Origin of the sequence: Acinetobacter sp. AKBS16 (assembly GCF_002899995.1) — a bacterium.
GTDB classification, from domain to species: Bacteria; Pseudomonadota; Gammaproteobacteria; order Pseudomonadales; family Moraxellaceae; genus Acinetobacter; species Acinetobacter baumannii.
The window spans coordinates 32,669-52,515 of sequence record NZ_POYH01000091.1 but is presented as its reverse complement, the minus strand read 5'-3'; the positions used below and the strand labels follow the sequence as shown (position 1 = coordinate 52,515).

The window sequence follows — 19,847 nt, the reverse complement described above, 5'->3', positions numbered from 1 at the left end:
AGCTCATGTTTAGCCAGTATGTTGATGGTAGCAGTAATAAAAAAGGGTTAGAAATTTATAACCCGGATGGTACTACTGTTAACTTGGCTGATTATGAAATTCAACAATTTAATAATGGTGGGACTGCGAAAACAGCCACTTTCCGTTTACAAGGTACACTTGCAAGTAAACAAAAATTTTTGGTGGGGCGTTCAGAGTTACAGACAGAACTTGGCAATAAAGTAAATCAAGTGGCTGCATTGTCTTTTAATGGGGATGATGCAGTTGTGCTTGTTTATAAAGGCACACCTGTAGATCGTTTTGGCCGTATTGGGGAACGACCTGAGGCAGGATGGGGAACTGCTGTTTCAAGCTTGGGAAATAGCTTTAAACGTATTGAAACTGAAAATCCAGCTTTGAGTATTGATCCGACAGCGGCATTTGATTTGGACCATTCATGGACAGCATGGGCAAACCGAAATGATTTTACAAATCTATCAGGTACTACTACTCAGCCTCCTATTGAAACGGTCAGCTGTTCAAGCTCAGATACACCAATTGCCGATTTAGCAACATCAGCACAAAACCAGACTTATACCGTGCGTGGAGTAATTACTGCCGACTACCGTTATGCAAATGGTTTCTCAGGTTTTTATGTTCAAACACCTGATACGAAAGCACGTGCAAATGTGAGCAATGCTATTTTTGTTTATATTCCGAATAGTAGTACTGTAAAAGGTGGACAAATTGGTGATGAGGTTATTTTACGTGGTCGTTTAACGAGCTATCAAAATCAGCTACAGATTGACCAATTACAACAAGATATTCAAACCTGTAATAGCAATATGGCAAATCAGGTTCAGCCCGTTAGCCTTGAATTACCATTTTCGAGCTTAACAGCCGGTTCAACCCATTCTCCGCAGCGTTATCAAGGCATGTTGGTGAAATTGCCTCAGACTTTAACGGTGAGTGAGAATTATAATTATGGTCGTTATGGTGAACTATCTTTAAGTTTAGGTCGCTTATATATTCCAACCAATTTATATCCAGCGCTATCTCCTGAAGCTAAAGCTCTAGCTCAGAAAAATTTATTATCTAAAATTATTTTTGATGATGGTTATAACAATCAAAATCGTACGCCATGGTTACCTACAAATTTTAGTGCTGCCAATACATTGCGTTCAGGCTATCAGCTTAAAAATGTCGAAGGGATTTTAGAATATCGTTTTAACGGTTGGCGTGTACAACCAGTGCTTGGACGTACGCAACCAGAAGTTATTGCTCAAACCAACCCGCGTCAAAATATTATTGCGAAAAATGCCAATCATATTCGTGTAGCTTCATTTAACGTCTTGAACTATGACAATGGTGCAACAGGTTTCCCAACAGAGCGTGGTGCAAACACACAAGCAGAGTTTGATAAACAGCACCGTAAAATTGTGAGTGCACTCAAATCGATTGATGCTGACGTTTACGGTTTAATGGAAATTGCCAACAATGGCTATGGCTCAAACAGCGCGATTGCTCATTTAACGAGTGCACTAGGTCCAGACTGGAAATATGTTATTCCTGAAAATCTGGACCGTTTAGGTAGCGATGTTATTGCTGTTGCGATTATTTATAACAGCAAGCGTGTGAAGCCTTTAAATAAAGCTGTTGTGCTTGATTTAGGGGATAAAAACAGAACGACCTTAGCTCAAACTTTCCAAGCTGTTCGTGGTAATAAAACATTTACCGTTATTCCAAACCATTTGAAATCAAAAGGATGTAGTGGAGTAGATGCCAACTCTTCTGATGCAGATCAAAATGATGGTCAGGGATGCTGGAATCCAACCCGTGTAAAAGCAGTCGATCAAATTGTGCAGTGGCTATCAAAAAATCCGACGCAAGTGCCTAAGCAAAATGCTTTACTCGTTGGAGACATGAACAGTTATGCAAAAGAGGCGCCGATTTTGGCATTTGAAAAAGCCAATTATAAAGTCTTACTCAATGACGCTAAAGTTGGGCAAGGCGCTCAGGCGTACAGTTATGTTTTTGGTGTGGCAAGTGATGCAAATGGTAATGGTGGAGCGGGTAACTTAGACCATGCTATTGCTGATGCAGATTTATATCCAAAAGTAGTTCGTACTTTTGCTTGGCATATTAATGCTGACGAACCGACTGTTCTAGATTACAACGAAGAATATAAAACTGATGAACAAAAAGCTTTGTTCTATGGCGAAGATGCCTATCGTTCTTCGGACCATGATCCTGTGATTGTCGATCTAGATTTAAATGGCAAAGACTCGAATCAGCCAAATGATAACCAGAAAAGTCCAATTTTCGATTTCTTATCTCAATTAATGGAATGGATTAGTCAGCTTTTTAAACGTAGTTAACGGTAAAAATGCGTGATGTGAATGTGTTTTATCATATTTTAAACAATCGTCACGCAAGACAACTTGCAAGGGAAAACTTTTTCAAGAATATTAGGTAGTGTAAGTAATTTATAAATTTACGCTTTTTTACAATTAAGGAATTGTACAAACCTTGCAGGTTTTTTAGAACCAATTTAAAACGTTAATGTGAGATAACAAGGATCAGATATGAAATTATATTATTCGCCAGGCGCATGTTCTTTAGCTGCACATATTATTTTAAATGAAATTAATGTTGATTTTGATTTAGAACGAGTAAATTTAAAAACACATAAAACAGAAAAAGGTGCAGATTATTATGAAATTAACCCAAAGGGATATGTACCAGCTTTAGAAATTAATCCGGGATTAATTTTAACTGAAAACGTAGCGATTTTACCTTTCCTTGCTCAGCACGACCCTAAACAAGATTTGATTCCTCCTTCGGGCTTGGGCCGTGCGAAAGTATTAGAATGGTTGGGCTATTTAAATTCTGAATTGCATGATGCATACGCGGTATTTTTTGGGGCAGCGTTAACAAATGATGAAAAAACCAAAGCTTATGCTGAAATTGACCGTCTTTTAAAATATATCGATAATTATTTGGCTGAGTCGGATTATGACTATTTGGTAAATGATAATTTTGGTCCAGCAGATGCGTATTTATTTGTTTTAACAAATTGGTCAAACTCAATTGAGCATGATTTAACGCCATATAAACATATTATTGCCTTACGTAATAAAGTTGCAGAACGTCAGTCAGTACAAATTGCAATGCGTGATGAAGGTTTAATTTCATAAGCAATTTTCAAAAGCATTAAAAAAGCCCCTAAGCAATAGGGGCTTTTTTAATGCTAAAGCGAATTAGTGTTGAGCATCTTTTTTCACATCAGCAGCTGCATTTTCAACAGCTTGAGCTGTATCAGCAGTCGCTTTACGTGCAGTAGCTTCTGTTTCAGCTGCAGCTTTAGCAGTCGCATCAGCAGCGTGGTCAGCAGCAGCATCAATTTTAGCTGAAGCGTTGTCTGTTGCAGTTGCAATATCGCTCGCAGCTTGATCACCAGCAGATTTGATATCTGCTGTTGCTTGTTGAGCAGCATTTTCTAAGTGTTCACCTGTAGTAGCACCAGTTTCTGGAGCTTTATCTTTATTACAACCAACAAGGGCAACAGTCGCAGCAAGACCTAAAGCAACAAGTAATTTATTCATTGTGTTTTTCCTTCTAATTCATGGCATCCAAAATTATGGATGTCTAAAATATAAACATAAAGTAACTGATTAATAAAGATCAAAAATTGTTAAAAAGTTGTAACTCTCGTATTAAAAAAGCCTAGCATTTTGTAATGCTAGGCTTGAATTAAATGATAGTGATTTGACCAGTTTTACTGCCCAGAACGAATGATGTAATCAAACGCAGAGAGTGATGCTTTAGCGCCTTCACCTGTAGCAATAATGATCTGCTTGTACGGTACAGTGGTACAGTCACCTGCAGCAAATACACCTTTTACATTGGTTTCGTTGCGGTCATTCACAATGATCTCGCCACGGTTGGTTAGCTCAACTTCACTGTCTTTTAAGAAGTCAGTGTTTGGAAGTAAACCAATCTGTACAAAGATCCCTGCAAGCTCTACCACATGCTCTTCATCAGTTGCACGGTCTTTATATTTAAGACCGGTTACTTGTGAACCGTCACCCAATACTTCTGTGCTTAATGCATTCATAATCACAGTGGTGTTTGGCAAGCTGTTTAACTTGTTTTGCAAGACTTGGTCAGCACGAAGTTTAGTGTCAAACTCAACCAGAGTTACATGCTCAACAATACCTGCAAGGTCAATTGCAGCTTCTACACCTGAGTTACCACCACCAATCACGGCAACACGTTTGCCTTTGAACAATGGACCATCACAGTGTGGACAGTACGCTACACCACGGGTACGGTATTCAGCTTCACCCGGTACATTCATCTCTCTCCAACGTGCCCCTGTTGAAAGGATCACAGTTTTCGATTCAAGTTTTGCACCGTTTTCAAGTTCAACTTCAACCAAGCCATTTGCTGTTTGGTCTGCACCCGTGATTTTGCTGACACGTTGCAGGTTCATGATATCCACATCGTATTCACGAACATGTGCTTCCATCTCGGCAGCAAACTTAGGACCTTGAGTCTTTTGCACAGAAGTGAAGTTTTCAATGTCCATGGTATCCATGACCTGACCACCAAAGCGTTCAGCCACGATACCTGTGTTAATGCCTTTACGTGCTGCATAGATTGCAGCTGTTGCACCCGCAGGTCCACCACCAATCACCAATACATCAAACGCATCTTTGGCATTGAGTGCTGCTGCGTCTTTTTCAGCTGAGTTGGTATCAAGTTTTGCCACAATCTCTTCAAGGGTCATACGACCTTGACCAATGTGTTCATTGTCCTGGAATACCATCGGTACAGCCATGATTTTGCGTTGTTCCACTTCGTCTTGGAAGAATGCACCATCAATCATGGTTGCTGTGGTGTTCGGGTTATAAATGGCAATCAGGTTAAGCGCCTGTACTACATCCGGACAGTTATGACAGCTTAATGATACAAATACATCAAAGTTAGCTTTGAGGTTTAAACCTTTAATCTGATTTAAAACTTCATCCGATACTTTAGGTGCATAGCCAGACACTTGTAACAGAGCCAAGATCAAAGACGTAAACTCATGGCCCATTGGTAAGCCTGCGAAGAACACACGAGGCTGTTCACCTGCTTTAGCCACACCAAAGCTTGGACGACGTGTATTGTTACCGTCAAAACGGGCTGTTACCTTGTCAGAAAGCTCAGCGATTTCAGTTACTAATTCTTTAATTTGAGCAGCTTTTTCTGATTCATCTAAAGCAGCAACTAATTCGATTGGACTTTCTAAACGTTCTAGGTAAGCTTTTAATTGAGTTTTAATGTTTTGATCTAACATCTGTTTTTACTCCAATGCATCCAAATTCTTTCAATAGATGCATAGTACGTTAAAACAATGAATAGGTAAAACAGTATGTTTTTATGAATTTAATCGTTTTTTTGAATGTTGGTTTGCAACAACGCGTAAGTTAAGAAAGTGCAAAAGTGCATCTTAATTTCATTTTTAGTTTTGCAGTATTTTAAAGTGAAAGTGTTTGAAAATTTATATATGTTATATGGCTGTAAAGATTTTATGTCATAACATTAAAAGGTACTTTCATGTCATTGCAACGCGGCATTTATCAGCATTATAAAGGTAATCTCTATCAAGTTTTTTCTGTAGCAAAACACAGTGAAACTGAAGAGGAATTGGTCGTTTATCAATGTTTATATGGTGATTATTCAACTTGGGTTCGACCACTTGATATGTTTACTGAAACCGTGCAAATGAGTGATGGTAGCGTCGTACCGCGTTTTAAATTAATACAAAGTACTTAAATAAAACGGCTGTCATATAAAGAAGGAGTAAAATAGATGCCAAATACTATTTTCTTACAAAGAGTTGCTGATTTATATGACACCTTTAAACAGCATGACTCACAGCAATCCGATCGTTTACAACGATATCGTAATATAGAAGTAGAATCTGCCCAGTTAATTTCCCAGCTTATTCGTATGCAGCAAGCCAAGTCTATTTTGGAAATTGGCACTTCAACAGGATATTCAACTTTGTGGCTTGCCGAAGCTGCCCAAGCGACTGGTGGGCAAGTCATTACAGTTGAAATTGATGCAAAGCGAAGTGCAGAGGCAAAACGTCATGTAGCTGAGTTAGAGCTCAGTGAAATTGTTCAATTTTGGGTAGGAGATGCAGCCGATTACTTAAAAGCAGCTCAGGAAAAATTTGATTTTATTTTGTTAGATGCTGAACGTGATGCATATGAAAATTATTGGCCAGATTTAAAACGTCTAATGAAGCCTAAAGGTGGGGTTTTAGTTGTCGATAATGTGATATCTCATGCGGCAGAAGTAAATCGATTTATAGCTTTAATTAAAAAAGATCCGGATTATATGAGCAGCATTTTGCCTGTCGGCGCAGGTTTGTGTTTAGTGGTCACAAAATAGTTATGCTGAAATAATTTTTCATATTCCAGTGGGGCCTGTTTTGAACAGGCCTTTTTTATAATTTTATGAGGCAATCACCAAAGAGAGTCGAGTAAAGTGCAAATTAAATTCTAAGTATTTGTGTACAAAGGCGGCTTTATCGGTTGAACGTAATAAGTTGTCATAAACAAACTCAGGAACAGGATGATAAAGATCTCCTGAGCCATCGCTATAAAAGATTTTTAAATGACGCGATGTCGCATTGTATTTCCATGAAGTGACGACCGCTGTATTCGCCATAAATGCACCCCTTTATTTCATATCAAACGTACTCAAAAATTAACCAGTTGTTTATTTGACATTACTCAATGTTTAGGTAACGGGGAAGGGCAGAATTGTAAAAGTATCAGTAGAAAATGTGATGTGCTTATTCAAAACAAAAGAACCATCCGATAAAGGATGGTTCTTTAGGTTTTTAAAATCTAAGAGAGATTAGATTTTACCAACTAGGTCGATAGATGGAGCAAGAGTTGCTTCGCCTTCTTTCCATTTAGCTGGGCAAACTTCACCTGGGTGAGAATGTACGTATTGAGCAGCTTTTACTTTACGAAGAAGTTCAGATGCGTCACGACCGATACCGCCAGCGTTGATTTCAACGATTTGGATTTTACCTTCTGGATCGATAACGAAAGTACCACGGTCAGCTAAACCTTCAGACTCGATTAAAACGTCAAAGTTTTTAGAAAGAGTCCAAGTTGGATCGCCGATTAATGGGTATTGGATTTTCTTGATCGCGTCTGAAGTGTCGTGCCAAGCTTTGTGAGTGAAGTGAGTGTCAGTAGAAACACCGTAGATTTCCACGCCTAATTTTTGGAATTCAGCGTAGTTATCAGCTAAGTCTTCAAGCTCAGTAGGACATACGAAAGTGAAGTCAGCAGGATAGAAGAATACAACAGACCACTTACCTTTAAGGTTAGTTTCGTTCACTTCGATGAATTGGCCGTTGTGGTAAGCAGTTGCTTGGAAAGGTTTAACTTCAGTATTAATCAAGCTCATCATTGTCTCCATGATTGAGGTTTATATTTAAACTTGTTTACGAGATGTAGAATAAATAAAAATTCTTTATTGGGGAAATAGTATTTTTACATGACTAAAATCGGAAAATTGAATAAGTATGAAATTTTCGATTTTTAAGTCCCCAAATACTGTATTCGATTTGACTGCAAAAACATGTAAATCAAATGACAGTTATAGTAAAAGAAACTTGCCTAACAACATGAAGCTTACCTACTAAAAATTCAAGGGTGAAATGTAAAAAAAATTAAAAATATATAAAAAACCAATTGTTTTACCTTATGGTCATTAAGGCGTAAAATAGAGGATTGTTGAATTTTCAGGAAAATTTATCTGTGCTGAATGGTTTAAATATAGATCAATGGGTGATGGCGAGAGATCGTTACCGTTTAAATCGTTTACGTAAAGATAAAAAAGCCAATACTGCAGAGATTGAAAAATTATTTGAACAGTCTAATGCAAAAGTTAGACAACGTTTTGAACGCTTACCAAAAATCACATTAAATCAGGACCTTCCTGTAACCCAATATGCTGACCGTTTAATTGAAGCGATTCAAAAGCATCAGGTCATTATTGTGGCTGGTGAAACAGGCTCAGGGAAAACTACTCAGCTCCCTCAAATTGCAATGTTAGCAGGGCGTGGCTTGACTGGTATGATTGGTCACACCCAGCCACGCCGTTTAGCTGCACGTAGTGTGTCGCAGCGTATTGCAGAAGAAGTCGGCGAAAAGCTCGGCGAGTCAATTGGTTTTAAAATCCGTTTTAATGAACAAGGTTCGCAAGATTCGATTGTCCGTTTAATGACCGACGGTATTTTGCTTGCCGAGTTAGGTAATGACCGCTTCTTGTCTAAATATGACACCATCATTATTGATGAGGCGCATGAGCGCTCACTCAATATCGATTTTATTATGGGCTATTTAAAGCAGTTATTGCCAAAACGCCCAGATTTAAAAGTCATCGTGACTTCGGCAACTTTAGATGTAAATCGTTTTAGTAACTACTTTAATAATGCACCAATTTTTGAAGTAGAAGGGCGTAGTTATCCGGTTGAAGTGCGTTATCGCCCAATTTCAGAAATGAATATTGGTGGTAGTGATGACGATGAATTCGACGACTTTGAAGAAAACCTGCCGCGTGCAGTCGTACAAGCTGTAGAAGAATGCTTTGCTGATGCCGAGGAAAAAGGCCATCCAGAACATGCTGATATTCTGATTTTCTCAAGCACAGAGCAAGAAATTCGAGAATTGCAGGAAACCTTACAAAAGTACGGGCCGAGACATACCGAAATTTTACCTTTGTATGCGCGTTTAGCCGTTTCTGAGCAACAAAAGATTTTTAGCCCAAGTGGAAAGGGTCGCCGTATTATTATTGCGACGAACGTTGCAGAAACTGCACTGACTGTTCCTAATATTCGCTATGTGATTGATAGCGGCTTTGCACGTATATCTCGTTATAACTACCGTTCACGCGTACAACGCTTACCGATTGAGGCAATTTCACAAGCTGCAGCAAATCAACGTAAAGGGCGTTGTGGTCGTGTTGCTCCAGGTGTGTGTATTCGTTTATATAGCGAAGAAGACTTTTTAAGTCGTCCTGAGTTTACCGAACCTGAAATTAAGCGAACCAACTTGGCATCGGTTATTCTGCAAATGCAGAGCTTAGGTTTAGGTGAGCTGGAAAACTTTGATTTCATTGAGCCGCCAGATTTCCGTCTAGTCAATGATGGTCGTAAGCTACTCATTGAGTTAGGCGCACTTAACGAGAAGAAAAATGAACTGACCAAAGTCGGCCAAATGATGGCACGTATGCCGATTGATCCAAGACTCGCACGTATGATTGTGGGTGGGGCTCATTTTGGTGTACTCAAAGAAATTTTGGTGGTGGTGAGTGCACTTGCAGTTCAAGACCCGCGTGAACGTCCAGCAGATAAACAAATGCAAGCTGATCAAAAGCATGCACTATTCAAAGAGGCAGATTCAGATTTTCTGTTTTATTTAAAACTTTGGGATACTTTAAATCCTAAAGGTGAAGCAGGAATGTCGGAAAACAAGCGTCGTCAATTTGCTAAGCAGCATTTCTTAAGCTGGTTACGGTTACGGGAATGGAAACAGACACACCAGCAGTTAGTTGAGCTGGCCGAAGGTTTAAAACTTAGTTTTAATGAAAAGCCTGCAAATTATGAAAACTTGCACCGTGCTTTGCTGACCGGTTTATTGTCTTTTATTGCCAATAAAACTGATGAACGGAATACCTTTATGGCAGTGCGTCAGCAAAAGGCTAAAGTTTTTCCGGCCAGTACATTGCATAAAACCAATACTGCGTGGGTGATGGCTTTTGAGATGGTGGAAACCTCTCAGGTCTATTTACGTACATTAGCAAAAATTGATCCTGAATGGATTTTGCTTGCTGCACGCGACTTATTGAAATATCACTATTTCGAGCCGCATTGGTCTAAAAAAGCTGGTATTGTAAATGCTTATGCACAAATTTCATTGTTTGGTTTAATTATTGAACCGAAGCGTTTGGTTAATTTTGAAAAAGTTGATCAACCTGCTGCACATGAGATTTTCTTACGTGATGCATTAACCACAGGAAATCTGGGGACAGTTCCACCATTTTTAAAACACAACTTGCTTAAACTTGAAGAAGTAGAGCGAGTTGAAGATAAATTACGTCGCCGCGATTTGGTGGTCGATGAAGAAACAATTTATCAGTTCTATGCGTCGAAAATTCCTGAAGAAATTGCGAGTCGTCGTAGTTTTGAAGACTGGCGTGCAACTGTAGAAGCAAAAAATCCGCGTTATTTATATGTAGAAGATGATGCGCTTTGGCTCAATGACCGTCCGACCACGCAGCAATTCCCTGATCATTTACATAATGGTCAGTTACGCTTGGCAACTACTTATCGTTTTGACCCAAGCCATGATGAAGATGGCGCAACGGTCCAAATTCCGGTACAGGCATTGCCTCAGGTAGATGAAAATATTTGGTCGTGGGGGATTCCAGGCTGGCGTTTAGATCTCATTGAAGCATTATTGAAAGCCTTACCAAAAGATAAACGTCGTAACCTCGTACCGATTCCAGATACGGCGCGTAAGCTCATGCAAGGTATTGATGCTGTACATTTGCGACAACATATCTTTAGCTATCTGGCGTTTGCTTTACGTGGTGAGCAGATTACGGAAAAAGATTTTTCATTTGAACGCATAGATCCGTATTTGGTGCCTTTTATTAAGGTGATTGATGAAAAAGGTAAATTGATCGCCAAAGGCCGTGACTTGGCTGAGTTGAAGGCTCGTTGTCGCGTAGAAACGCATCGTCCGGTGAAACAGCAAAAAGGTGAATTTAAAACCTTCCCTGAAAACTTTACCTTTGAAGCTTCACAGAAGGTGACAGGTGTTGTTGTTAAACAATATCAAGCTTTAGTGCCAACTAAAACTTTTGCCGAACTTGAGGCGAAAGATGAGTCCGGCGTGGTTATACAAACATTTAACGATCAGGCAGAGGCGATTAAACAGCATCGAGAAGGTATTATTCGTCTGGTCCATATGCAACTTGGCGATTTGGTTCGTCAGTTGAAAAAGCAGATTTCAAAACCGCTTGCGTTGGCTTATTCACCTTTAGGCGATAAAGCTAAACTTGAGCAAATGCTGGTATACGCGACTTTACAAATGGCAATTACGACTTTGCCAATCAATGCTGATGAATTTAATCAATTGCTTGAACAAGTTAAAAAACAATTTTTGAGCTATGGGCAGCAAGCACTTGAGCAATTAAGTGATATTTATATTCAGTGGCAACAAATCCGTCGTCAACTTTTAGTACTTGATCCAAACGTGTTTGGGCGCAGTATTGATGATATTGAAGATCAACTCGATTTAATGTCACTTGGCAATTTTGTCTATTGTCAGCCAGTTGATCTTTGGCAGGAATATCCACGTTATTTAAAAGCGCTGCTATTGCGTTTAGATCGATTGCCAAATAATCTACAGCGAGATCATGCTGCTATTGACGATGTCGATCCATGGATGGACAAGGTATTTAAGTTCAAAAATGATCCAAGAATCAAAGAATTGTATTTGATGCTGGAAGAATTACGGATTTCTTTATTTTCTCAGCCGATGAAAACCAAGATGCCTATTTCGCCAACTCGACTACAAAAGTTATGGGATCGTTTGGGAATCAGTTAAAATAGATCGGGGTCTGTTTATGTTGTTTTTAGCTGGCAACGCAATTTATAAATGAAAGATTAACAGACCCTATTCATTTTTTTAGGAGTTTTACATGGGCATTCGTATCACAGGTACTGGGCTATTTCACCCAACAGAAATCATTTCTAATGAAGAACTGGCCGACAGTTTAAATGCTTATGTGGAACAATATAACCAAGAGAATGCAGAGAAAATTGCAGCAGGCGAACTAGAAGAATTACGTGGTTCAAGTGCTGAATTTATTGAAAAAGCTTCTGGTATTAAGCGTCGTTACGTGATTGAGAAATCAGGTATTCTTGATCCAACACGTTTACGTCCGCGTTTGTCTGAACGTTCAAATGATGAACTTTCAATTCAAGCAGAGTGGGGCGTTATTGCTGCAAAACAGGCAATGGAAAATGCAGGTGTAACTGCTGAAGATATCGATGTTGTGATTTTGGCTTGTTCAAACATGCAGCGTGCTTATCCGGCTGTGGCAATTGAAATCCAGTCAGCACTTGGTATTCAAGGTTATGCTTACGACATGAACGTGGCATGTTCAGCTGCCACTTTTGGTTTGAAACAAGCGGCAGATGCAATTCGTTCAGGTGCTCGCCGTGTTTTATTAGTGAATGTTGAGATTACATCTGGTCACCTAGACTACCGTAACCGTGATTGTCACTTCATTTTTGGAGATGTGGCGACCGCTTCTATTATTGAAGAAACCACTACTAAAACTGGTTTTGAAATTTTAGATATTCATTTATTTACCCAATTTTCAAATAACATTCGTAATAACTTCGGTTTCTTAAACCGTAGCGAAGATGCAGTGGTTGATGACAAGTTATTCCGTCAAGATGGCCGCAAAGTATTTAAAGATGTTTGTCCGTTGGTGGCAAAAATCATTAATGCGCAGTTGGAAAAAATGCAGTTAACTGCAAACGATATTAAGCGTTTCTGGTTACACCAAGCCAATGCCAACATGAATGAATTAATCTTGAAATATGTGGCAGGTAAAGATGCAGATCTAAGCCGTGCACCAATTATTCTAGATGAGTTTGCCAATACCTCTTCAGCAGGTGTAATTATTGCTTTACACCGTACAGGCCACGAAGTAGATGATGCTGAATATGGCGTGATTTCATCTTTTGGCGCTGGCTATTCAGTAGGTTCGATTGTTGTACAAAAGCATGTTGCTTAAGTTACTAGATTAATTAAAAACGCTCGTAAGAGCGTTTTTTTATGGCACAAAAATAATAAAGCGAGCCAAAATTAGCCCGCTTCATTTGAATCAAAAATGATTAAAACTTTTTAGTGTAGTTTACAAACAAGCGATCTTCACCAAAGTCATTGCCATGTTTTACGTTGTAATCAATTCGAATATATTGCAGGGCAAAGCCTTTTAAGAAAGGCTGTTGAAACGTATAGTTTAAAATCACATTCGACTCGGTTTCGTGGTTTTTCTCGCCATTTGCTGCTTTAAAGTCATGACCGTAAACATATTTTACCATTGCATTTAGGCCAGGCACATAGTCCTTAAAATCGTAGCCGTACATCACATGATAAGACTTCTCATCTTCTTTAAAGAAACCTGTAGCATTCCAGTTAATGAAATAGGTTTCTGGTAAAAAACCATCCGGTAATGGATAAGCCGATTCACCCATAATTTGTTGGTATCCAAACCCAAATGTGTGGTTTTTTACTTTAAGTGTTTCTAGCACCCCAATATTTTGCGCATCAATATCAAAAGTATTGCCATCATCTTTTGCATTGAAGTATTTAAACTTAGATGTAAGCGCAAAATTAGGTTGTTTCCAATTATGCTCAAGCCCTACATAGTGTTTATTGTAGAGATCTTCTAAATTACCAAAGTAATATTCACCCTTTAGCGACGGTGTGAATTGATAGCGCAGATCTATGTAATTTAAACCATCAGATTCTTTGGTCATTCCATTTGCCGTGAACGAAAACTTTTTAAAATCTTCTTCATTTCGTGGTGATACTTTTTCAACCCGACCAATTTCTGCATAAAGCTGATCTGAAAGTTGCGACTTAAGGTTGGTTCCCCAATAAGAGGCAAGCAATTGTCGGCTGGCATCCACAGCCGTTACTGGTAAGTCTAACCAGAGTTCACCGACACTTAAAAGGGTTTTGTCGTAGCCTAGTTTTAAAGTTGCGCCGTATTTTAAAAAGTCAGATGCTTGAGATTGCGTTTCCTTATTAAAAGGTAAGACCGTGTCCGCAACATGTTTGTCTGAACTCAAGCGCACGGCGTATTGAACAGAAGCATCGGCACCAATCGTAATTGGCTTGTCTGCAATTTGCAGAGGGGTGTCATGCATTTTCGATTTATAAAATAATGAGGCTGCCTGAGACCAACTACCGGTATCTTTAAGGGCGTCATTATCAAAATCACGATTGATATAGGCATTTTTTAGCGTGAACTTCCATTCATCTTTGCTTTGTTGAGTGGTGTCTGCTGCCCATAAACTTGAGCTAGTTAATAAACCGAATAATGTAGTTATTGCTAAATTACATGGTTTAAAACGGTGTAATAATTCCATAATCCATTTCCAAAAAGATGCGCCAGTCCTCGGCGCATTTATGTTTACTGCTGGGTAAGCGTGTTTTGAGGGTTAAAAGTTGATGGCGTTTGTGCAGCAACAGAGGCTTTTAGATTGACCATAAATATTGCAAGTGCAGCAATCACACCCGGAATTGCAATCGCCAAGAAATTCATTTGGTGAGGAAGTTCAAATGAAAGTAAAGCACCTGTTAAAACTGGTCCAATAATCGCGCCAATACGGCCAATTCCCGATGCCCAGCCCATGCCAGTTGAACGAAGTGCTGTCGGATAGAACTGCGCAACAAAAGTGTAGAGTAAGATTTGTGAACCAATTGTGGCAGCACCAGCAATCGCAATCAGGCTATATAAAATAAATTGTGGACTATTAATGCCAAGCAGAATTAAAGCTGCTGATCCCACAATAAACATAATGGTAATGACAGGTTTTAAATGAAATCTGTCTGCTAAAGCACCGCCACCAATTGCACCGACCATGCCGCCAATATTAAGTGCAAAGAGGAACAACATGCTCGCACCTAACGAATAGCCCGCTTGCAGCATGAGTTTAGGCAACCAGCTTCCTAAGGCATACACCATGAGTAAGCACATAAAGAAAGCAATCCAGAACATAAACGTGCTGAAGGTACGGCCTTGTTGGAAAAGCGCACGGACAGGTGCATCTGTTGTTGTACTTTCATTTAACACCAGTTGAGTATTGGCATTGACTTGAGTTTGAGGTGCAATTTTACTCACAATACTTTTTGCCTGTTCGCTATGGTTAGATTTCACTAAAAAGGCGAGAGACTCTGGTAAAAACTTCCAAATGAGCGGGAGCAGCAACAGGGGAATACCCGCAATTAAAAACATGATTTGCCAGCCCATATCTTTTACGAGCCATGCACCGAGTAGCGCAGATGTCATGCCACCAATTGCATAGCCACTAAACATAATTGCAACCAATGTACTGCGGATTTTTTTGGGTGCGTATTCGGTCATAAGTGCTACAACGTTTGGCATAACGCCACCAATCCCAAGACCTGCAATAAAGCGCAAAATAGCAAACTCTGTTGGTCCTTTGGCAAAGGCACCTATAAAGGTAAATCCGCTAAATAAGGTGACACAAATCAGGATGGTTTTTTTGCGTCCCAGTTTGTCTGAAAGCGTGCCGAAAATCATGGCACCAAACATCATGCCGAATAGAGCGGCACTGGCGAGTAAACCAGCTTCAACAGCAGTTAACGACCATTGCTGCATTAACAGAGGAAGAGCAACCCCATAAATAACTAAATCATATCCATCAAAAATAATAATAAGTAAGCACCAGATTAAAACTTTCCAATGAAAAGATGTAAAATGGGCTTTATCAATTAACTCATTAATATTAACCTTGCTTGTGTCCATTTTCTTCACCTCCAATTTGTGAAGCATCGCGTTATTTTTTAATAAACTATTTTGTTATTGGAATAGAGTCAAAAACCTAATTGATATATCTTTATGTCTTTAAGGTATTGTCTTTTTATTTAGTTAATAGATTGAAAAATATGGTTTATTTTAATAATTTTAGTTGTTGCTTCTGTTATGTTTTAAATAGGGTTAAATATTGTATTGTGAGAATTTTAAGGATTTTATAGATATCTTTTTATAGATTTTATTGCTGAGAATCACAGCTAGAAATATAGCTAAGTTTATATTAGGAATTAAAGTGAAAATAAATAAAAAATATTAAAGTCAATTATTTTAGTAACTCATCTTAAAAATGAAATTTAATTTATATTAAATAAAAATTGCCAAATCAGGGATAGCGAATTATTTGTATCCTGATTTGGCGTTTGAAGCTTTATTTTAGTGGTGGGCACTTAGATAAAAATTTAATTTGTGGCTGGAGTTGAGCGTGGGGTAAGAATGAAATGGGCGATTACACCAATACAAATACCCCAGAAAACTGAGCTTAATCCAAGAAAATGCATACCTGATGCGCTAGCTAAAAAGGTAATAAGTGCAGCATCACGTTGACCATCATTTTTCATGGCAACAGAAATATTGGTAGCAATTGCACCAAGCAAGGCTAAACCTGCCAGTGCTGCCACCAACTCTTTAGGAAGTAAGCTAAATAGCATGACAATACTGCCAGCAAATAAGCCTCCTAAAATATAAAAAATTCCGTTGGCGATTCCTGCAATATATCGTTTTTCTTTAAGTTCATGTGCATCTTTACCCATACATAAAGCCGCGGTAATCGAGGCAAGTACAATGGTAATACCACCGACACAGGCAACGGCTAACGAGGCAATACTGGTCGCCGTAATAATGGGTTTGGCTGGCGTGTCATAACCGCTCAGTTTCATAATCGCCATACCCGGTAAAAATTGGCCGGTTAGACTGACTAAAATAAGAGGAACGGCGAGGTTGAGTGTTGAGTTCCAAGTCCATTCCGGGCTAATCCACTGGGGGATTGCTAAATTAAAACTCACATCAACCGGATTCATTTTGCCTAAAATGAGGCTTAATAAAACTCCGGCAGCTAACACCCAAATCATGGTGTAGCGAGGCATTAAACGTTTGGCAATTAAAAAGACAATGAGCATACTAAAGACAATCAAAGGCATGCTATCAGATGCGGTAAATAGGCTAATACCAAACTGAAAAAGAATACCTGCCATCATGCCCGCAGCAACATCTTGTGGAATCCACTTCAGTAATTTGTCGAAATAACCTGTAATGCCAATTAAGAAAATAACGATGGCAGAAGTAATATAGGCGGCTACTGCTTCATTCAATGAGATGTTTGGAAATAGGGTAACTAACAGGGCAGTACCCGGTGCAGACCACGCGGTAATCACAGGAGTCTTATATTTAATCGAAAGATAAATACCTGAAACGGCAGCGCCAATTGAAATTCCCCAAATCCATGACACCATCATATCTGTGGATACATGGGCACGCTGAGCAGCTTGGAAAAAAATAATCAGTGGGCCTGAGTAAGAAATTAAAACTGCAAGAAAGCCCGCAACTGTTGCTGATATGGACCAGTCATTTTTTAATGTCTTGAACAGGGTTGCCATGTGTGATTGCCTCCATGCAATTCATGTTATTTATCCAAATATATAAAAAGATCAGGGTTAACCCTGATCTCCTCCTCCGACCGGAATGACCGATCCCGTTATATACGATGCTTCATCTGATGCAAGAAATAAAATTGCATTGACTTGTTCTTGAATTGTGCCATAACGACCCATGAATGTTCGATCTTTTGTTTGATCAACTACTTGTTGCATCCAGTCTTTTTCATTTTGACTTAACGGGTTGGCATTGCGTGGTACTTTGCGAGGTGGCGCTTCGGTTCCACCAGTCGCAACAGCATTGACTCGAATCCCGTCTTTAGCATGTTCAAAAGCAAGAGACGCTGTTAGGGCATTTACCCCACCTTTAGATGCGGAGTAGGGAATACGGTTAATACCACGGGTTGCAATGGAAGATACATTTACAATAACGCCCGCTTGTTGCTTAATCATGGCAGGCAACACAGCGCGGCAGCACCATAAAGTTGGAAACAATGAGCGATTCACTTCCTTAATGATTTCTTCTTCGGAAAACTCTTCAAAAGGTTTCATCCAGATCGCGCCACCTACGTTATTAATCAGGATATCTACCCGACCATAATGTTCGATGGCTTTTGTAACAACCGCTTGTGCACCTGCATAGGTTTCTAGGTCAGCATTAACCGTGACAGCATCACCACCTGTACGCTGAATTTCTGTGAGTACCTCTTCAACATATTCAGAGCGGTCAGCCATGACGACTTGTCCACCTTCAGCTGCAACTTGCAATGCCACGCCGCGGCCAATACCTTGGGCACTACCCGTAACAATCACAACTTTATCGGTAAATCTTTGACGGTTTGACATAGATAATTTCTCCACCTTAAGTTAGTTTGCAGAGAATTTTTCAAACAAGAAGTTTGCTGGTTTAATATTTTCAGTTTCTAACCAACTACGTACCGCCTCTACCATCGGTACTGGGCCACATAGATAAACATCGACGTCGCCACCGTTTAACCATTCACTTTCAATATGACCAGTGACATAGCCTTTGCGTTCATGATTGCTCTCAGAGCTTGCAACTACAGTGCGGTATTCAAACCATGGGAATTTCGCCTGCAACTCATTGAGTTTTTCTAAAGCAACCAAATCAAAGTCATTGGTTACGCCAAAGACTAAACGAACAGGTTGTTCTGAACCTTTTTCTTCAAGCACTTGTAACATCGACATAAATGGGGCAATGCCAGTACCGCCTGCCAGCATCAACACTGGGCGCGTTACATTACGTAAGTAGAAGCTACCAAATGGACCGGTAAAAGTCATTTTGTCGCCAGTCTTGGCATTCTTGCTTAAGAATTCACTCATCTTGCCATTTGGTACGTTACGGACCACAAAGCCCGTTAAACGATTACCCGGTTTTGAGCTAAATGAATATGAACGTGTTTCGCCAGTTTCTGGAATTGACACATTCACATACTGACCTGCAAGGAAATGAATATCCGGTTGTCCTTCATCAAGTTGGATATCAAATGTGATGGTTGAGTCTGATAAGTTTTCAACACGGGCTAAAGTACCTTGGAAGCTATGAATTTCTGTTTTGCAGACATCTGATGAGGCTTGAATCTGAAATACGGCATCTGAAGTTGGACGACATTGGCAAGCAAGAATATAGCCTTGCTCAGCTTCTTCTGGTGTTAATGCATCTTCAATATAGCTTTCTTCTGGCATGTCATAACTACCGGACTCGCAAAATGCGCGGCAAGTTCCACATGCACCATCACGGCAGTCCAAAGGAATATTAATTTTTTGGCGATAGGCTGCGTCAGATAGGGTTTCGCCTTGAGCTACGTTAATAAAACGTGTAACACCATCTTCAAATTGAAGTGCAACATTGTGGTTTGACATGGCATGTATCCTACAAAATATTTGAAACTTTTACCCTCAGCCAACAGTCCGTTTAGCTGAGGGGGTATGTCTTAGAGGTGATAAATATCAATGACTTGATTGATGTAGTCATTTTTCAAAACGACATACTTGCTCAAGATTTTTGGTTGATCACCTGAAAAATCGATCACATAACGTGACATACCGAAATAGCTGTAATTTGTCTTGTAACGGAAACTCAAGGTATTCCAGTTAAAGCGAACAGTAACTTTGTCTCCGTCGCGATCGAGAACTTCAACGTTGGCAATATTGTGGCTTGTGCGTGTGTCCGGCATGGTTGCAGATGAGCGTTCGGTTTTAATACGGAACACTCGATCTTCTAAACCTTGACGGTCTGGATAATAAATAAGTGAAATTTCAGATTGCGGATCTTCAGTTAATCTATCGTCGTCATCCCAAGCTGGCATCCAGAAAGAAGCTTCTGGCGCATAGCATTCAAGCCAGTCATCCCATTGTTCATCATCTAAAAAGCGAGCTTCACGATAAAGAAACTGAGCAATATTTTCTAAAGTTGCTTTGTCTTGAGTACTCATGCTGTTTCTCCCTGATCAGCAATTTCTTTCTCTGTAGCAATCGCGTGTTTCATGGTTTTTAACCAATATTGATGCTGGGCCAGATACAGGCCTT

At 39.6% G+C, this 19,847-nt stretch carries 16 protein-coding genes and 1 pseudogene; 6 read left to right on the top strand and 11 right to left on the bottom strand.

All coding sequences use genetic code 11. The annotated features are described in order from the left end of the window. Together C1642_RS16545 and C1642_RS16540 are read left to right on the top strand one after the other, a co-directional pair. Window positions 1–2,357: ExeM/NucH family extracellular endonuclease (locus C1642_RS16545; RefSeq protein ID WP_228153956.1), on the top strand; the 2,357-nt coding region annotated here is incomplete at its 5' end. A 207-nt stretch (window positions 2,358–2,564) separates the two neighbouring features. Then, complete coding sequence (locus C1642_RS16540; RefSeq protein ID WP_000781337.1) at window positions 2,565–3,176, top strand: glutathione binding-like protein; 612 nt, start codon at window positions 2,565–2,567, stop codon at window positions 3,174–3,176. Between the two features lie 63 nt (window positions 3,177–3,239). Here the strand turns inward: C1642_RS16540 and C1642_RS16535 are convergent, their stop codons facing one another. Further along, a complete protein-coding gene (locus tag C1642_RS16535; protein WP_001037895.1) occupies window positions 3,240–3,584 on the bottom strand; it encodes a hypothetical protein in 345 nt (114 codons plus the stop codon). A 173-nt stretch (window positions 3,585–3,757) separates the two neighbouring features. After that, on the bottom strand, window positions 3,758–5,323 hold the full coding sequence (gene ahpF, locus C1642_RS16530) for an alkyl hydroperoxide reductase subunit F (RefSeq protein ID WP_025468624.1): 1,566 nt from the start codon (window positions 5,321–5,323) through the stop codon (window positions 3,758–3,760). Between the two features lie 260 nt (window positions 5,324–5,583). On the opposite strand from ahpF, the gene C1642_RS16525 reads away from it, so the two are divergent. Both C1642_RS16525 and C1642_RS16520 read left to right on the top strand, forming a co-directional pair. After that, complete coding sequence (locus C1642_RS16525; RefSeq protein ID WP_000058246.1) at window positions 5,584–5,802, top strand: DUF1653 domain-containing protein; 219 nt, start codon at window positions 5,584–5,586, stop codon at window positions 5,800–5,802. A 36-nt stretch (window positions 5,803–5,838) separates the two neighbouring features. Next, window positions 5,839–6,426, top strand: a complete 588-nt coding sequence (locus C1642_RS16520) for an O-methyltransferase (RefSeq protein ID WP_001133993.1) — start codon at window positions 5,839–5,841, stop codon at window positions 6,424–6,426. A 63-nt stretch (window positions 6,427–6,489) separates the two neighbouring features. Here C1642_RS16520 and C1642_RS16515 read toward each other — a convergent pair whose 3' ends face one another. Further along, on the bottom strand, window positions 6,490–6,705 hold the full coding sequence (locus C1642_RS16515) for a KTSC domain-containing protein (RefSeq protein WP_000024050.1): 216 nt from the start codon (window positions 6,703–6,705) through the stop codon (window positions 6,490–6,492). A gap of 192 nt (window positions 6,706–6,897) precedes the next feature. Then, window positions 6,898–7,461, bottom strand: coding sequence for an alkyl hydroperoxide reductase subunit C (ahpC, locus tag C1642_RS16510; protein ID WP_000052794.1), 564 nt, complete (start codon window positions 7,459–7,461; stop codon window positions 6,898–6,900). 353 nt (window positions 7,462–7,814) lie between these two features. On the opposite strand from ahpC, the gene hrpA reads away from it, so the two are divergent. Both hrpA and C1642_RS16500 read left to right on the top strand, forming a co-directional pair. After that, entirely contained in the window at window positions 7,815–11,672 is a 3,858-nt protein-coding gene (gene hrpA / locus C1642_RS16505; RefSeq protein WP_103236599.1) for an ATP-dependent RNA helicase HrpA, read from the top strand. A 94-nt stretch (window positions 11,673–11,766) separates the two neighbouring features. Further along, window positions 11,767–12,873 (top strand): beta-ketoacyl-ACP synthase III, encoded by a 1,107-nt coding sequence (locus tag C1642_RS16500; protein WP_103236598.1) that lies wholly within the window; start codon window positions 11,767–11,769, stop codon window positions 12,871–12,873. Between the two features lie 100 nt (window positions 12,874–12,973). On the opposite strand, the gene C1642_RS16495 is transcribed toward C1642_RS16500, so the two are convergent. From C1642_RS16495 to C1642_RS19785, 7 genes and pseudogenes are all read right to left on the bottom strand, one after another. Beyond that, on the bottom strand, window positions 12,974–14,236 hold the full coding sequence (locus C1642_RS16495; RefSeq protein WP_103236597.1) for an OprD family outer membrane porin: 1,263 nt from the start codon (window positions 14,234–14,236) through the stop codon (window positions 12,974–12,976). A gap of 44 nt (window positions 14,237–14,280) precedes the next feature. Beyond that, on the bottom strand, window positions 14,281–15,639 hold the full coding sequence (locus C1642_RS16490) for an aromatic acid/H+ symport family MFS transporter (RefSeq protein ID WP_000381280.1): 1,359 nt from the start codon (window positions 15,637–15,639) through the stop codon (window positions 14,281–14,283). A gap of 467 nt (window positions 15,640–16,106) precedes the next feature. Then, window positions 16,107–17,300 (bottom strand): benzoate/H(+) symporter BenE, encoded by a 1,194-nt coding sequence (benE, locus tag C1642_RS16485; protein ID WP_000212307.1) that lies wholly within the window; start codon window positions 17,298–17,300, stop codon window positions 16,107–16,109. Between the two features lie 57 nt (window positions 17,301–17,357). Next, window positions 17,358–18,143 carry a 1,6-dihydroxycyclohexa-2,4-diene-1-carboxylate dehydrogenase gene (locus tag C1642_RS16480; RefSeq protein ID WP_000071242.1) on the bottom strand — a complete coding sequence of 262 codons (786 nt, stop codon included), beginning with the start codon at window positions 18,141–18,143 and terminating at the stop codon, window positions 17,358–17,360. Window positions 18,144–18,164: 21 nt separating this feature from the next. Next, window positions 18,165–19,181, bottom strand: coding sequence for a benzoate 1,2-dioxygenase electron transfer component BenC (gene benC, locus C1642_RS16475; protein WP_103236596.1), 1,017 nt, complete (start codon window positions 19,179–19,181; stop codon window positions 18,165–18,167). A 52-nt stretch (window positions 19,182–19,233) separates the two neighbouring features. Next, a pseudogene (benB, locus tag C1642_RS16470) lies at window positions 19,234–19,753 on the bottom strand (benzoate 1,2-dioxygenase small subunit). Continuing rightward, the coding region (locus C1642_RS19785; RefSeq protein WP_228153963.1) for a hypothetical protein at window positions 19,750–19,847 on the bottom strand (98 nt) is incomplete at its 5' end. The pseudogene benB and the gene C1642_RS19785, both read right to left, overlap by 4 nt.

Bases quoted from the DNA above. Each gene is read 5' to 3' on its own strand.
- C1642_RS16525 (WP_000058246.1), top strand. From the start codon at position 5,584: ATGTCATTGCAACGCGGCATTTATCAGCATTATAAAGGTAATCTCTAT.
- C1642_RS16515 (WP_000024050.1), bottom strand. From the start codon at position 6,705: ATGGCGAATACAGCGGTCGTCACTTCATGGAAATACAATGCGACATCG.
- C1642_RS16500 (WP_103236598.1), top strand. From the start codon at position 11,767: ATGGGCATTCGTATCACAGGTACTGGGCTATTTCACCCAACAGAAATC.
- ahpC (WP_000052794.1), bottom strand. From the start codon at position 7,461: ATGAGCTTGATTAATACTGAAGTTAAACCTTTCCAAGCAACTGCTTAC.
- ahpF (WP_025468624.1), bottom strand. From the start codon at position 5,323: ATGTTAGATCAAAACATTAAAACTCAATTAAAAGCTTACCTAGAACGT.
- C1642_RS16520 (WP_001133993.1), top strand. From the start codon at position 5,839: ATGCCAAATACTATTTTCTTACAAAGAGTTGCTGATTTATATGACACC.
- benC (WP_103236596.1), bottom strand. From the start codon at position 19,181: ATGTCAAACCACAATGTTGCACTTCAATTTGAAGATGGTGTTACACGT.
- benE (WP_000212307.1), bottom strand. From the start codon at position 17,300: ATGGCAACCCTGTTCAAGACATTAAAAAATGACTGGTCCATATCAGCA.
- C1642_RS16495 (WP_103236597.1), bottom strand. From the start codon at position 14,236: ATGGAATTATTACACCGTTTTAAACCATGTAATTTAGCAATAACTACA.
- C1642_RS16540 (WP_000781337.1), top strand. From the start codon at position 2,565: ATGAAATTATATTATTCGCCAGGCGCATGTTCTTTAGCTGCACATATT.
- C1642_RS16490 (WP_000381280.1), bottom strand. From the start codon at position 15,639: ATGGACACAAGCAAGGTTAATATTAATGAGTTAATTGATAAAGCCCAT.
- C1642_RS16480 (WP_000071242.1), bottom strand. From the start codon at position 18,143: ATGTCAAACCGTCAAAGATTTACCGATAAAGTTGTGATTGTTACGGGT.
- C1642_RS16535 (WP_001037895.1), bottom strand. From the start codon at position 3,584: ATGAATAAATTACTTGTTGCTTTAGGTCTTGCTGCGACTGTTGCCCTT.